This is a genomic window from Collinsella aerofaciens, from assembly GCF_015546965.1.
GTDB lineage: Bacteria > Actinomycetota > Coriobacteriia > Coriobacteriales > Coriobacteriaceae > Collinsella > Collinsella aerofaciens_X.
The window spans coordinates 49,074-63,270 of record NZ_JADMUF010000008.1 but is presented as its reverse complement, the minus strand read 5'-3'; the positions used below and the strand labels follow the sequence as shown (position 1 = coordinate 63,270).

The window sequence follows — 14,197 nt, the reverse complement described above, 5'->3', positions numbered from 1 at the left end:
ATGAATACCGAGGAAATCGCGCGCATTGTCGGCGAGCAGCGCGCCTATTTTAAGACGCACGCCACGTTTGATGTCGATGCTCGACGTCGCGCCCTCATGCGCCTGCGCGATGCGGTGCGGGCGCACGAGGCCGATATTGCCCATGCGCTCAAGACCGATTTGGGAAAGTCGCATGACGAGGCATATATGTGCGAGATCGGCACGTCGCTTTCCGAGATTCGACATCAGATTGCGCATGTGGCTCGATGGAGTCGTCTGCGCCTGCGTCCGTGTGACCTTGCCAACGCCGTGAGTGTGTGCAAAACGCAAGCCGTGCCCTATGGCGTCACGCTCATTATGGCGCCCTGGAACTATCCGTTTTTGCTGACGCTCGAGCCGCTCGCCGGCGCGCTCGCTGCAGGCAACACCGTGGTCATCAAGCCGAGTGCCTATGCGCCGGCTTCGAGCGCGGTGCTCAGGCAGATTTGCGAGGAAGCATTTGATCCGCGTCTGGTGACGGTCGTCGAAGGCGGGCGTGCCGAGAATGAGGCGCTGCTCGATGAAAGCTGGGACAAGATCTTCTTTACCGGAAGCGTTCCGGTCGGCAAGCTCGTCATGGAGCGCGCAAGTAAAAACCTTACGCCCGTGACGCTTGAGCTGGGCGGAAAGAGCCCCTGCATCGTGGATGCGACGGCAAACTTGAGGGTTGCGGCACGGCGTATCGCCTTTGGTAAATGGCTCAACGTGGGGCAGACCTGCGTGGCGCCCGACTACCTGCTGGTCGATACGCGCGTGCACGGCGAGCTGCTGGGCCTCATCAAGGAGGAGGTCAGCCGTATGTTTGGCGAGCATCCGCTCGATAACGAGGACTACGGTCATATCGTCAACGCCAAGCATTTCGCGCGCGTACGCGGGTTGATTGACCCCGACAAGGTTGTGCTGGGAGGCACGGCGCGCGAGTCGTCGCTCAAGATTGAGCCGACGATCCTAGACGACGTGGCGCCTGAGGACGCCGTGATGCAGGAGGAAATCTTCGGCCCCATCTTGCCGGTGCTGACGTTTGAGAGCCTAGACGAGGCCGAGACGTTTATTACGGATCGTCCGACGCCGCTGGCCCTGTATATCTTTAGCCAGGACCGCGAGGTCCAGCAGCGCTTTGTGCGCTACGTGCCCTTTGGCGGCGGCTGTGTCAACGACACTATCATGCATCTGGCTACGAGTCATATGGGCTTTGGCGGCATGGGCGCGAGCGGCATGGGGCAGTACCATGGACGTGAGAGCTTCGATACGTTTAGTCACAAGAAGAGCATCGTGAACAAGGCAACGTGGCTGGACGTGCCGTTTCGGTATGCGCCCTACGCAAGCTGGAAGCACAAATTCGTGCGCATGTTTGTGCATTAGAATCAGATGGCGTAGCGACAAACGGTCGAAAGGCGCAGGCAGGATGAATTTGTGTCCGCACGAGCTCGTAGACTTCTCAATAAGGTTAAGCGCCGGTTTATCCGGCCGTTAGAGGAGCTGCCATGTACGAGCCTTCACGTGTTCTTCTGTCATTTCATATCGCAGGATTTCAATATGCCGACGGCGCTTTGGTCCTAGGCGATCTTAAAGTGGGCGATAAACTGACGCTGTGCGCCGAGCGCGATAATCCCCATGATCCCGAGGCGGTTGCGATCTACTATGGCAACACCAAGCTTGGCTATGTCCCGGGAAACGAGGTCGGCCCGCTGTCCTTGATGATGTATTACGGCCATGAGGACGTATTTGAGGCCCGCGTGCAACAGGTTGCTCCCGAGCGCAGCCCGTGGCATCAGGTGCGTGTTGGACTCTACGTGGTGGATGCTCGCTAATCGGTTAGGGAGACTGCCATGTTTGATGACGACGACCAGTTCGATTTGACAGACGATCCGTTTGAGTGGGATATGCTACTCGATGACAATGAGTTGGAGCGGGATCGTAAGAAGCGGCAGGATAAGAATGCCCAGGGTGACGCTTCGAAAAAGCAAGACAAGAGCCGCCGCGGACTGTTCGGCGGGTTCTTTGGATAACCGCCGCATCGCTGCGTCTGTATACTTAGCACGAGTTGAACACGTTGCGAAATGAGGGCATAGACGATGATGTGGTTTACCGCCGATCTGCACCTGGGCGATACGAATATCTTGCACGACATGGACCGGCCGTTTGACTCGGTCGAGGAGATGAATCGCAAGGTCATCGATGCCATCAATGAGTGCGTGGCTGTGGATGACCGTCTCTACATCCTGGGTGACTTTACCTATCGTCTGCCCCTGGCGGATGCCGTGCGCCTGCGCGAGCGTATCGAATGCCAGAACGTGACGCTCATCCGTGGTAACCATGACGTCGATTGGGAAAATCCGGACGCGCCGCATATTTGGGATGAGGTGCGCGATTACCTGGAGATTGCTCCCGGCTATGCCAAGGGTCATCGTCTGGTTATGAGCCATTACCCCATGCTCAGCTGGAATGGCAAGGCGCGTGGCGCCATCATGCTGCACGGGCATATCCACAGCAGGGGAGACCGCACCAACGCGCGCAACCGCGATCGCGAACGTCCTATCTTTCGCTACGATGTCGGTCTCGATGCCAACGATTACAAGCCCGTAAGCCGCGACCAGATCCTGGGCTATTTTGGACTGTAATTCTCGAACCGTCACACAAACCACCACAAAGGGGACAGGCACCTTTGTAGTGGTTCTGGCGCCGTTGCCATTATGGCGGCGGCGCCTTTTTTGTCCGTGCGGCGCGGTAGAGTGTAGGCGGTCGAAATTTGCGTTCATCGAGGAGCTGCTATGAATGAGATCAAGTGCCCGCATTGTGGCGAAGTTTTTAAGGTCGATGCGTCTGGCTATGCGGATATCGTCAAACAGGTGCGCGATGCCGAGTTTTCGCGCGACCTGGATGAGCGTGTGAAGGCAGTCCAGCGCGAGGGCGAGCAGGCGCTGGAGCTTGAACGCTCACGTTCGTCGGCTGCTTTGCAGGAGGCAGAGTCTCAGCGCAACGCTCAGCTTGTCGAGCAGAAGAACACTGCGGATCAGAAACTGGCGCAAGAAGTCGCCAAGCGCGATGCTGAACTCGCCGAGCTACGCGCCAAGCTCGAGGGCGCTGCCGCAGAGCGCGAGAGTGCAAGCCAGCGCGCGGCGGTTGAGGCCCGTGCCGATGCTCAAAAGGAGAACGCCGAGCTCCAGCGTGAGATTGACAATTTGCGTGCGCAGCTGGGACGCAAGGATGATGAAGCCAAGCTTGCCGAGTCGGCGGCGCGCAACGCTGCTCAAAACGATTTAGCCGTGCGTGATGCCCAGATTGCCGAGCTGCAGGCCAAGCTTGCCGCGGCAGACAAGGCTCAGGAGATGGCGCTTGCCGCTGCTGCTGCCGAGGCGCAGCGTGAGATCGATGCCGCTCGCGGCGAGGCTGAGCGCACGCTTGCTGACTATCGCGCAAAGGTACAAGAGAAGTTTTCCGCCGCAAAGGCTCAGTCCGAGCAGGAGGCCGAGGGCCTGCGTGCGCAGCTGCGCGAACAAGAACTGATGGCAAAAATGAACCTGTCAGAGGCGGTCGCCGCGGCGGAGCGTGAGCGCGACGAGGCGCGTGCCAAGCTGACGAGCGAGCTGGCTGTGCGCGATTCGCGTGAGGAACAGGCCAAGGCAGCCCACGAGCTTGAGCTTGCGCAGGCCAAGCGCGTGAGTGACGAGTTGATTCGCTACAAGGACGAAGAGATTGAGCGTCTTAAGGACATGAAGGTCCGTCTGTCCACCAAGATGGTGGGCGAGTCGCTCGAACAGCATTGCGAGACCGAGTTCAATCGCCTGCGCATGACGGCGTTTCCCAATGCATACTTCGAGAAAGATAACGATGCATCCGAGGGCACCAAGGGCGATTTTATCTTCCGCGAGTGCGACGCGAGCGGCAACGAGGTCATTTCGATTATGTTCGAGATGAAAAACGAGAACGACGAGACCGCGACCAAGCACAAAAACGAGGACTTCTTTAAGAAACTCGATCACGATCGTCGCCAGAAAGGTTGCGAGTATGCGGTGCTCTGCACCCTGCTGGAGCCCGAGAGCGAGCTCTATAACGCGGGTATCGTCGACGTGAGCTACCGCTATGAGAAGATGTACGTGATCCGCCCGCAGTTCTTCATTCCCATGATCACGCTGCTGCGCAACGCCGCCATGGGTTCGCTGCGCTATAAGCAGGAGCTGGCGGAGTACAAACAGCAGAATATCGACGTCACGAACTTCGAAGCCAAGATGGAAAAGTTCAAGAATGATTTCGGTCGCAACTACGAGATCGCGAGCCGCAAGTTCCAAACGGCGATCGATGAGATCGACAAGACGATTAGCCATCTGCAGAAAACCAAGGAGGCGTTGCTGTCTTCCGAGAACAACCTGCGCCTAGCCAACAAGAAGGCCGACGATCTTACCATTCGCAAGCTCACGTGGGGCAACAAGACCATGAAGGCGGCGTTTGACGAGGCGCGCGGGGCTGCGCCAGAGACAAACGATGAGCCCGCCGAGGCGGATTCGTATGAGGTCGAGGATGCCGAGTAAGGCATAGCGTATAGTGCAAAAGCGGGGCCGCTGGCGATATTGCCAACGGCCCCGCTTTGTTTCGTTCCAGTATGTTCGACTAGTCCTCGAGCAGGTCCTCGATAAAGCCGACACGGTAGTTTTTGAAGATGACCTCGCCGCCGTCTTGCGTGGCGTCCAGGTCGACATCGCCCCTGATGCCAAAGTCGTGGTCGCCGTCCTCGTCGGCAAAGATCTGGTGCACGTGCCATACGTGCGCGGTCTTCTCATCGGACTCGTCGATGGAAAACATCGCGGCGCTGCGGGCGTCTCCGTCGGTGAGGATTTCCTCGTGCTGCTCATGGTAGGCATCGAGCGCCTTTTGCCAACGGATCTCGCTCATGCCCCAGTCCTCGTCGAGCTCGCCCAGATCGCGCACGTGTCCACGGGCTGCAAGGGCCACGCGGCGGAAGAGTGCATTGCGCACCAACAGCGTGCAGCCGCGACGGTCCGCCACGACCTCGTCGATGCCCTGCGGCGGTGCGGCGTCGAGTGCAGCGGGGTTGCCGGCGTTCTCCCACTCGTCCACCAGGCTCGAGTCGACCGAGCGCACCACAAAGCCGAGCCACGAAACGATGTCACGCAAGTGCTCATCGCGTTTCTCAATGGGCACGGTGCGGTCGAGAGAACGGTAGGCCTCTGCCAGGTAGCGCAGCAAAATGCCTTCGGAGCGGGCGATGCCGAGCTTTTGGATATAGCCCTTAAAGTCGCTCGCGCTCTCCAGCATGTCGCGCAGGACGCTCTTGGGCGAGAGCTGGTAGTCGTTGGCCCAAGGTACTTCCTGGCAGTACTTGTCGAAGGCGGCATCGAGCAAGTCCTCGAGCGGCTTTTCGTAGGTGACATCCTGGATGCGCTCCAGGCGTTCCTCATATTCGACGCCGTCAGCCTTCATTTCGGCCATCGCGCGGTCGCGCGCGGCGCGCTCCTGTGCGCGCAATACCTGCTTGGGGTCCTCGAGCGTAGCCTCGACCATCGAGATGAGGTCCATGGTATACGTCTCACTCTCGGGGTCGAGCAGCTCCAGCGCGGCAAGTAAAAACGGCGAGAGCGGCTGGTCGAGCGCAAAGTCCTCGGGCAGGTCGACCGTCAGCGCGTAGTCGATGTCCGGCGCGGCGTCAGCCGGAGCGTCGGGTGCGAGCGGCACCTCGGTGCGCACGACGACGCCGGAGTCAATGAGCGTGGCGAAGATCTCGTCGGCACGAACCTCGAGCTTTGCCTTTTCCTCGGGAGTCTGCAGACTCGTCTCGATGAGGTCGTGTACGCGGGCGCGGGCATCGCCGCCCTGCTCGACCACGCTAATCACCATGGAGTGTGTGATGCGAAGGCGCGGCTTGAGCGTCTCGGGCTGCGTCTCAATCAGGCGCTCAAAGGTCTGCTTGTTCCAGGTGACAAAGCCCTCGGGGGCCTTCTTCTTTTTAATTTTACGGAGCTTCTTGGGATCGTCGCCTGCCTTGGCCATGAGCTTGGCGTTCTCGATCTCGTGCTCCGGAGCCTCGGCAATGACCATGCCCTCGGTATCGAAGCCCGAGCGGCCGGCGCGACCGGCGATCTGATGGAACTCACGGGCGCGCAGGCGACGCATCTTGTAGCCGTCGAACTTGGTGAGCGCGGTGAGGACCACGGTGTGGATGGGCACGTTGATGCCGACGCCGAGCGTATCGGTGCCGCAGATGACGGGCAGCAGGCCCTGCTGCGCCAAGCGCTCGACCAGCAGGCGATAGCGCGGCAACATGCCAGCGTGGTGCACGCCGACGCCGCAGCCGAGCAAGCGCTTGAGGATCTTGCCGAAGGCCGTCGAGAAGCTCGTGCCCTTGGCCGCCTCCTTGATGGCCTCGCGCTGCTCCTTGCTGGCAATGCCAAAGTTGGCGAGCGACTGTGCCGTTGCAAGTGCGGCGTCCTGGCTAAAGTGCACGATGTAGAGCGGGGCCTCGCCGCGGCGCATCGCGAGCTCGACGGTGCCCTCGAGCGAGGTCGTCACGTAGTCGTAGCTCAGCGGCACGGGGCGTGGGGCATCGACGACCAAGTCGCAGGTAGCGCCGGTGTGCTCCTCGAGCGAGGCGGCGATCGCGGTGACATCGCCGAGCGTGGCGCTCATGAGCATGAATTGCGTGTGAGGCAGGGTGAGCAGCGGCACCTGCCAGGCCCAACCGCGATCAGGGTCGGCAAAGTAGTGAAACTCGTCCATGGCGACGCAGCCAACATCGGCATCTTCGCCCTCGCGCAGTGCGTCGTTGGCAAGGATCTCTGCCGTGCAGCAGATGACGGGCGCCTTGGTGTTGATGTGCGTGTCGCCGGTGATCATGCCGACGTTATCGCGGCCGAGCACCTGTACCAGGTCGAAGAACTTTTCGCTGACCAGAGCCTTGATAGGAGCCGTGTAGTAGCAGCGCTTGCCCTGCGCCATGCCCATAAAGAGCATGCCCAGCGCGACAAGCGACTTGCCCGATCCGGTCGGTGTTCCCAAAATGACGTGATCGCCGGCGGCAAGATCCATGAGGGCCTCTTCTTGGTGATCCCACAGCTCAATGCCGCGGTCGCTCGTCCATTCAAAGAAGCGTTCGAAGGCCTGATCAGGCGTGAGCCATGGTTCGGGCTCACTGCCATCCTCGGGCTCCCACCAGGTGGGGGAGAGCGCACCGAGCGAGCCAAACTCGGCTTCGGTTCCCGTGCCGCCCGAGAATGAGCTGGCAGCCCCGGCGCCGGAGACGGTGCTGGCGGTGGTATCTGTCGTGGTCTGTGCCATGTGTTTGCTTTCTCTCGCGTTTGTCCGCCAACTATTATGGCGTAGCGGCGGCGCGGGGTGCCAGCGCGCGAGAAAATGCAGGAAATGGGCGTTCTACCCAGCTGTTTGGTGCGGTCGCCAGCTAAGTGAGTAGACTTTTTGCAATATCGCGAGCACATGGCTTTTGTGCAAGGGCTCTACCTGCGGTTTTAGTTTTCGTTGTGCGGGTTGTGCGTGGCCATTGCGAAAAAGTCTACTCACTTAGGCTCGAGGGTCGTTCGTTGGCGCCTATTCGCGCTTGTTTGCCGACGTCGCGACCATCAGAAGCCCCTAGGACTCCTGCGGTAGGCGCTTCTTGCCCTTGCGGGCGCGGTTCTTAAAGTTCTCGACGGCTTCTTCCATGCCCAGGGGTACATAGGTGAGCTCATCGAGGTTATCGGGCAGGTAGCAGGCAAGGCTTTGCTCCTGCGCTCGGCCTGCTACGAGTTGCTCTTCGGTAGGCTTCTCGCCGGGTGTGGCGCAAATGCCATAGACGGCGGCGCCCATCTCGCGCGTGCGGCACTCATACTCGGTCTCGGGATGCTCGGGATGGTCGCGGCGAACGTCGTCACTTATCCAAAGTGTGTCGTAGCCTGCCGCGGCAAACTGCCCCAGGGCGTAGTCGCGCAATGGCTTGCTGTCGGTTCGCAGTGTGACGGTGGCGCCGGCTGCAAAGAGCGGGCGGTAGAGCATCAAATGCTCGACATGGACGAGTCGTTTTTTGGCGTACTTGGCCTTGGGCTGCGGCGTGGGAAAGTTGATGGTGATGGCATCGAGCTCGCCTGCAGCGAACAGTTGCGGTAGCGATGCCGCGCCACGGGGTAGGACGAGTGCGTTGGACAGGCCTTGTTCGCATATCTTCTGTGCGGCGTAGGCGATACAGATGGGTTCTTGGTCCATACCGATAAAGAGGGTGTCGGGCTCGCGACGAGCGCGCTCAACCAGATAGGTTCCCTTGCCACACCCAAGATCCAAGTGAAGACGGCCGAAAGGTTCGCCGCCAGCTGGTGCGCATGCTCCGCGCCAATCTCCGGCATAGGCCTCGGGGTTCGTCTCAATCGCATCGGCGTAGCGCTCCAGGCGCTCCTCGAGCACAAAGTTCTTAGGCGTGCGAACGTGGACGGCTCCCATGAGGCTCCTTGGTCATAAGTATGGAACGCATAGCTGCGCGTTCCGTCAATGGGTTGAAAAGGGCGGGCATAGCTTGCCCGAAAGATGCGATGCGGCTCGGCGGCGAGTTGTCGATGCCTACAGGCGCTTGAGAATCACATAGCGGTTGAGATCGCCGCTGCGACCGTCGGCATGGAAGCGCTCAAGCTCGCGCACGGGGACCTCGCCGCTCTTGTAGAACGTACGCACGCCGCGCACCAGGTCGGTGATCTGCTGATCGTCAAAGTGATGGCAATAGCGGTAGGCGTGGCGGTCGTTTTGCCAGCCAATGAGGTGGTCGCCGGCTTCAAACTGCGCGGAATCGTAACCCTCAAACGGCGGGGTGAGCTCGGCGCGCGCCTCGGCGCGAACTGCCTTGCGCGCCATGCGTTCGTCGTTCATAAACTCCCAAAAGCTAATGGCGATGATGCCGCCCGGGCGCGTTTGGCGTACGAGGGCATCGAGCACGCGCACGCGGTATTCGCACGATGGCACGTGGTGCATAAAGCCAAAGCACACCGAGATATCAGCGAGTGGGGCGTCAAAGAGCGTATCGGGCGTCTCGGCGGGATTGAGCTTCATGAGGGCGTCGAGCACGTCGAGCTCCTGGAAGTGCAGGTTGGGAATGCGCAGTGCGTGGCCATGTGCATCGATGGCCAGGTCTTGGCACGAGTCGACACCATAGAACTCAAACGGGCAGCTGGCATCTGCCGAGGGGTTTGCTCCGTCGACGCCCTTGGCGGCAAGTGCGCCGCCGGCGGCAAAGTTCTCGAACCGCATATTGCCGCAGGCAAGATCGAAGACGCGGACGGGATGCTCGATTGTGGCGACGTCGAGCTGCTCGAGCGCGATGTCCATGGTGCGCACCCAGCCGGGCCACGGGGCCTGGCGCGTATCGGAGAAGGAGGCGGAGTGCTCGCGATAGAACGTGTTGTTGAGCTGGATGAGCGATGAAGCGAAATCGCGGTTCACGGCGCGGAACTCCCTCCGTTGGCGGTGCGGAATAAACAGTACGACCATACTACCGTTAACGCCGCAACGGGGACAACCAAGCTACGGGTCATTGCTTTGTTTGGACACATTTCCGCAGCTCATATGCACCCGCAACCGCCGGTTGTCAAAAATCTCACTAGAATAGGTGGCATGCTTTTGGCGGTGGCGGATAGATTTTTAACTGTGCAAGGCGCCTTAAGAACAAAAACGGTCCGGCGGCACGGCTGGCATCACATAGGAGGAACCATGAATGTAGAAACTGCGCAGCGGCTCGCCGACCTTCGTCGCAGCAAGGGCTTTAGCCAAGAAGGGCTGGCGCGAAAGCTGGGGCTGTCGCGCCAGGCGGTCAGTAAGTGGGAGCGCGCGGAGAGCTCGCCCGATACTGAGAACTTGATCTCGCTCGCCAAGCTCTATGGCGTGAGCCTGGACGAGCTGCTCAATCCGAGTGACGAGATCGAGGACGATATCGAGTTTGAGAACGAGGACCGCGCTCGCCAGCGCGAGGCCGAGGCGGCAGAGCGCGCACGCACCCATGAGGCGGCGGCACGAGCTACCGAGGCGGCAACACAGGCGAGTGACGCCGCCGCCAAGGCGGCGCAAGCGGCAAGCTGGAGTGCGCAGGCCGCCAATGCCGCTACAGCGCAGGCGACGAGTGGCGGCGCGGTTGGCTCGACTCCGGTGAAGGGCCCGTTCCAATCGTTTCCGTATTGGGCCGTTTGCTGGCTGCTGTTCTTTTTGCTGATGTTCCTGCTTGGTGGCTGCCCCTTTGCCGCGCTGATTTTCTTTACAATCCCTATTTACCACTGGGTGGCCCGTGCGCTCGATGGCGATTGGGCACGTGGGGATATTCAGGTTGGTCCGGTACCGGTGGCGGCTCAGGTTCAGGTGCAGGACGCTTCCGCCACGGTTGATGCCGACGCGGCTGCTGCCGACGGCGCGGAGCCGAGCGCCAAAGAGGGTGATGAATGATGAAGCTTTCGCATGAGTCCAAGGTGCGCCTGGGCGTCGGCATCGGAGCGTTCGTGCTCATTATCGGACTGGTCTTTGGCATTTCACGGGCATTGATTCACTTTGATGGGCCGTGGAGTCTTGGTACCGTTGCGTTCGACTGGCCTGGCCTGGATAGCGACAACTATTCCGCTCAGTCCCAGCAGCTTTCGTGCACGACTTTTGACGAAGGCGCGTTTCAGTCGCTCGACCTGGATGTGACGTCGGGCACAGTCGAGGTTAAGCGTGTCTCTGGCGGACGGGTGCGCGTCATCGAAAGCGGCCGCGTTGCGAAGGGGACGTCTGCTTCAGACGCGGCAACCCGGAATCTTGCCGAGATCGAGGGCTCTACGCTCAAGATCGGCCAGTTCGACAGCGATGACAAGTACGTGATCGACCGTACGGTCACCATTGAGCTGCCGCGCGAGGTTGCCGAGAACATGGTGGGCATTACGGCGTATGTGGGGCTGGGCGATCTGACGGTCACAGACATTGCGTGCCACGATTTGGATGTAACGCTGGACTCGGGGGACGTCGAGTTTACGGGCGCCGTGACCGATACCCTGAATGCCGAGGTCGGTTTGGGCGATGCGACGTTTGAGCTCAACCAGGCCCCTGCGAAGTTGATGGACGTGAGTGTGGGCTCGGGCGACGTGGAGATAACGGTTCCGAGTTCTACGGGCTTTAAGGCGAGTGTTACCCTGGGCGGCGGCGACTTTGAGAGCGATTTTGTCATGGATGCCTACGAGGGCGATGACGTTTCGAACCTTGAGTTCGATAACGGTGACAAGTCCGCCACGTATCGCTTTGAGGTCGGTTTGGGCGACATGTCGTTTGATTCGGAGTGACGGACGGTTTTCGAAGACCGGTAAACATAGCCGCGCTCTTTGATGAAGGCGCCGGGGCCGTGGTCGGCTCCGGCGCCTTTGCCTTTACAATGGGGGCATGGAACAGATTATTTTGAACATACTCGAGGCCCTGCATCGCGGTGAGACCGTGGACGACAAGGCGCTCGTCAAACTGATACATGCCGAGGCGCGCCGCGAGGGCGCCGACAAGCGCGACCTGGCCAAGCGTCGCCTGCTGCCGTTTTACCAGCGGGTGAAGCGCGAGGAACCGGCGCGTTGGGCTGGGTGGAATGTCGATGCCGAGCTGGAGCGTCAGCTGCTGCAGGTGCTACGCATGAAGCCGCGCCGCACAGCTTCGGGCGTGGCGACGATTACTGTCATCACCAAGCCATGGCCGTGCTCGGGCGATTGCCTGTTTTGCCCTAACGACCTTCGCATGCCTAAAAGCTACCTGCATGCCGAGCCAGCGTGCGCCCGTGCGGAGCAAAACTGCTTCGATCCATATCTGCAGGTGAGCGCTCGCCTGACGGCGCTTTCACAGATGGGACATGCGACCGACAAAATTGAGCTTATCGTTCTCGGTGGCACGTGGAGTGACTATCCGCAGGAGTATCAGACATGGTTTATGTCGGAGCTCTTCCGCGCGCTCAATGACGATGCCGTGGCGGGCGTGGCAGCCAACCCCATGCTGGCGCGTCCGGGCATCAGCCGTACCGAGGCGGGGCGCCTGCTCGACGATGCTCCCGCCGATGCGCTGCCGCCCGTGGTGGCGGAGCGTCGCGAGCGCTATCGAGTCGCAGGTATCGCGACCGACGAGGTTGAGCTTGCTGCCGGTGTTGCCGACGAGCAGGAGCAAGTGGATGCTGCCGTGGGCGGCTACAACCGTGCGGTGCGTCGCCTGTACGGCTCTGGCACACCCTGGGGCGCGGTCGCCGAGTGGCAGACGGCCACCATGGAAGAGCTCGAACGCCAGCAGCGCATCAACGAGACGGCGAAGCATCGCGTGGTGGGTTTGGTTATCGAGACGCGCCCCGATGCCGTGACGCCGCAAGCGCTCACGCTCATCCGCCGCCTGGGTTGCACCAAGATTCAGATGGGCATCCAGAGCCTTGACCAGCATCTGCTCGACATGAACGAGCGGCGCATCACGGTGGCGCAGATTGAGCGTGCGTTTTCGCTCGCGCGTCTGTTTGGCTTTAAGATCCACGCGCATTTTATGCTCAACTTGCTGGGCGCCACGCCTGAGGAAGACAAGCGCGACTACGAGCGTTTTATGACCGAGGGGGCCTTTATGCCCGACGAGGTCAAGGTCTACCCGTGCGCGCTTATTGAGGGTTCGCGCCTGGTGGGCTGTTATGAGCGCGGCGAGTGGCGTCCCTATACCGAGGACGAGCTGCTCGACGTGCTGGCCGACGACATCGTGGTGACGCCGGCGTTCTGCCGCATCAGCCGCATGATTCGCGACTTTAGCTCCGATGACATCATGGTGGGCAATAAGAAACCCAACCTGCGCCAGCTGGTCGAGAATCGCTTGGCCGCTCGCGGCGACGGTGCGACGGTGCGTGAGATTCGCTATCGCGAGATCAGCACGGCGGGTGCCGACCTGGATGAGTTGTCTCTTGACGAGGTCGCCTACGAGACCCCGGTGACGGGCGAGCGCTTTTTGCAGTGGGTGACACCACAGGGCAAGATCGCCGGCTTTTTGCGCTTGTCTCTGCCCGACCGCGCATTTGTTGCCGCCCACGCGGGCGAGTTGCCGACGACGCCGGACGAGGCGATGATTCGCGAGGTACACGTGTATGGCATGGCGGCGCGTGTGGGCGATCAGGGCCAGGCGGCGCAGCATCATGGGCTGGGCCGTTCGCTGGTGGAGCGCGCGTGCGCTATCGCTCGGGATGCGGGCTATACGCACATTAACGTGATTAGCGCGATCGGCACGCGTGAGTACTATCGTCACCTGGGTTTTTACGATCATGGCCTCTATCTGCAAAAGGAGCTCTAGATGAACAAGCCGAGTGTTTCTGCCGGGGTTGTTGCCGGTGTTGCCTTGGGAGCTGCTGCGCTTGGTGCGGCCGCTGTCGCTGTTCGCGCTGCCTGCTTGCAGGTCGCGCGGACTCGTAATGGGCTAGCACGCGTAAGGCGCGTGCGCGATGCGAACGGCGATGAGGTTCGCGTGCTTGTGCAGGGTGGCGTTTACCAAAGTGCGAGCTATGTTGGCGATCGCTGGGCAGAGCCGGTCTTTGCGTACTATCGTGCGTTTGACGATGTGTTTGAGGCCCAGGATGCGATGCGCGCAGCTTGCGGGCATGGCATCGACCGCATGCTCATGCTGGGCGGTGGCGGGTTTGCTTACCCCAAGTTTGCGCTGATGTCGCACGAGGGCCTGCGTATGGATGTCGTTGAGTACGATGCCGAGATTACGCGTCTGGCCCGTCGTTGGTTCTATCTGGACGAGCTTGAGCGCATGGTGGGTGACCGCTTGTGTGTGATCACCGCAGAGGCGCGCTCGTATCTGGGCGTGACGAGCGTGGGGCATCGCCGCTACGACGTTATCGTGAGCGATTGCTTTGGCGGTGCCGAGCCCGTACGCGAGCTGGCGACGGTTGAGGCGTTGCGTTTGGTGCGAGGCAGCCTGAACCCCGGGGGTATCTACGCGGCCAATATCGTGAGCGCAAACGAGGGGAGCGACGTGACGTTCCTGCGCGACTGCGCTGCCACGGCACTCGAGGTATTCGCCCACGCCTGGGTGGTCCCGTGTGGCGATGCGGAGTTCGGCGGCGAGGAGAACTACCTGCTCATCGCCAGCGACGGCGACTACGCTTTTGCCGAAGCCGAGCCCTTCGACACCGACTTCCTCGGCACCGTCCTTCACGACAAGTAAGTTTCCCCGTCCT

12 protein-coding genes are annotated in these 14,197 nt (G+C 60.8%); 9 read left to right on the top strand and 3 right to left on the bottom strand.

Annotated elements, in window-relative coordinates; genetic code table 11:
* The 5 genes from I1M21_RS06770 (at window position 1) to I1M21_RS06750 (ending at window position 4,547) form a co-directional block, all read left to right on the top strand.
* Window positions 1-1,380 carry an aldehyde dehydrogenase gene (locus I1M21_RS06770; protein WP_195192959.1) on the top strand — a complete coding sequence of 460 codons (1,380 nt, stop codon included), beginning with the start codon at window positions 1-3 and terminating at the stop codon, window positions 1,378-1,380.
* Between the two features lie 122 nt (window positions 1,381-1,502).
* On the top strand, window positions 1,503-1,829 hold the full coding sequence (locus tag I1M21_RS06765) for an HIRAN domain-containing protein (RefSeq protein WP_055250700.1): 327 nt from the start codon (window positions 1,503-1,505) through the stop codon (window positions 1,827-1,829).
* Between the two features lie 18 nt (window positions 1,830-1,847).
* Window positions 1,848-2,027 (top strand): hypothetical protein, encoded by a 180-nt coding sequence (locus I1M21_RS06760; RefSeq protein ID WP_195192958.1) that lies wholly within the window; start codon window positions 1,848-1,850, stop codon window positions 2,025-2,027.
* Window positions 2,028-2,093: 66 nt separating this feature from the next.
* A complete protein-coding gene (locus I1M21_RS06755; RefSeq protein ID WP_195192957.1) occupies window positions 2,094-2,639 on the top strand; it encodes a metallophosphoesterase in 546 nt (181 codons plus the stop codon).
* 150 nt (window positions 2,640-2,789) lie between these two features.
* On the top strand, window positions 2,790-4,547 hold the full coding sequence (locus tag I1M21_RS06750) for a DUF2130 domain-containing protein (protein WP_195192956.1): 1,758 nt from the start codon (window positions 2,790-2,792) through the stop codon (window positions 4,545-4,547).
* A 79-nt stretch (window positions 4,548-4,626) separates the two neighbouring features.
* Here the strand turns inward: I1M21_RS06750 and I1M21_RS06745 are convergent, their stop codons facing one another.
* From I1M21_RS06745 to I1M21_RS06735, 3 genes are all read right to left on the bottom strand, one after another.
* Window positions 4,627-7,308, bottom strand: a complete 2,682-nt coding sequence (locus I1M21_RS06745; protein ID WP_195192955.1) for a DEAD/DEAH box helicase — start codon at window positions 7,306-7,308, stop codon at window positions 4,627-4,629.
* Window positions 7,309-7,617: 309 nt separating this feature from the next.
* A complete protein-coding gene (gene trmB / locus I1M21_RS06740; protein ID WP_195192954.1) occupies window positions 7,618-8,457 on the bottom strand; it encodes a tRNA (guanine(46)-N(7))-methyltransferase TrmB in 840 nt (279 codons plus the stop codon).
* Window positions 8,458-8,574: 117 nt separating this feature from the next.
* Window positions 8,575-9,447 (bottom strand): class I SAM-dependent methyltransferase, encoded by an 873-nt coding sequence (locus I1M21_RS06735; protein ID WP_195192953.1) that lies wholly within the window; start codon window positions 9,445-9,447, stop codon window positions 8,575-8,577.
* Between the two features lie 267 nt (window positions 9,448-9,714).
* On the opposite strand from I1M21_RS06735, the gene I1M21_RS06730 reads away from it, so the two are divergent.
* The 4 genes from I1M21_RS06730 to I1M21_RS06715 all read left to right on the top strand — a co-directional run bounded on the left by I1M21_RS06730 (window position 9,715) and on the right by I1M21_RS06715 (window position 14,184).
* Window positions 9,715-10,437, top strand: coding sequence for a helix-turn-helix domain-containing protein (locus tag I1M21_RS06730; RefSeq protein WP_195192952.1), 723 nt, complete (start codon window positions 9,715-9,717; stop codon window positions 10,435-10,437).
* Window positions 10,437-11,303 (top strand): DUF4097 family beta strand repeat-containing protein, encoded by an 867-nt coding sequence (locus I1M21_RS06725; RefSeq protein WP_229025663.1) that lies wholly within the window; start codon window positions 10,437-10,439, stop codon window positions 11,301-11,303. The genes I1M21_RS06730 and I1M21_RS06725 overlap by 1 nt, the downstream gene beginning before the upstream one ends.
* Window positions 11,304-11,400: 97 nt before the next feature.
* A complete protein-coding gene (locus tag I1M21_RS06720) occupies window positions 11,401-13,305 on the top strand; it encodes an elongator complex protein 3 (RefSeq protein ID WP_195192950.1) in 1,905 nt (634 codons plus the stop codon).
* Window positions 13,306-14,184 carry a spermidine synthase gene (locus tag I1M21_RS06715; protein WP_195192949.1) on the top strand — a complete coding sequence of 293 codons (879 nt, stop codon included), beginning with the start codon at window positions 13,306-13,308 and terminating at the stop codon, window positions 14,182-14,184.
* Window positions 14,185-14,197 lie beyond the last annotated feature (13 nt).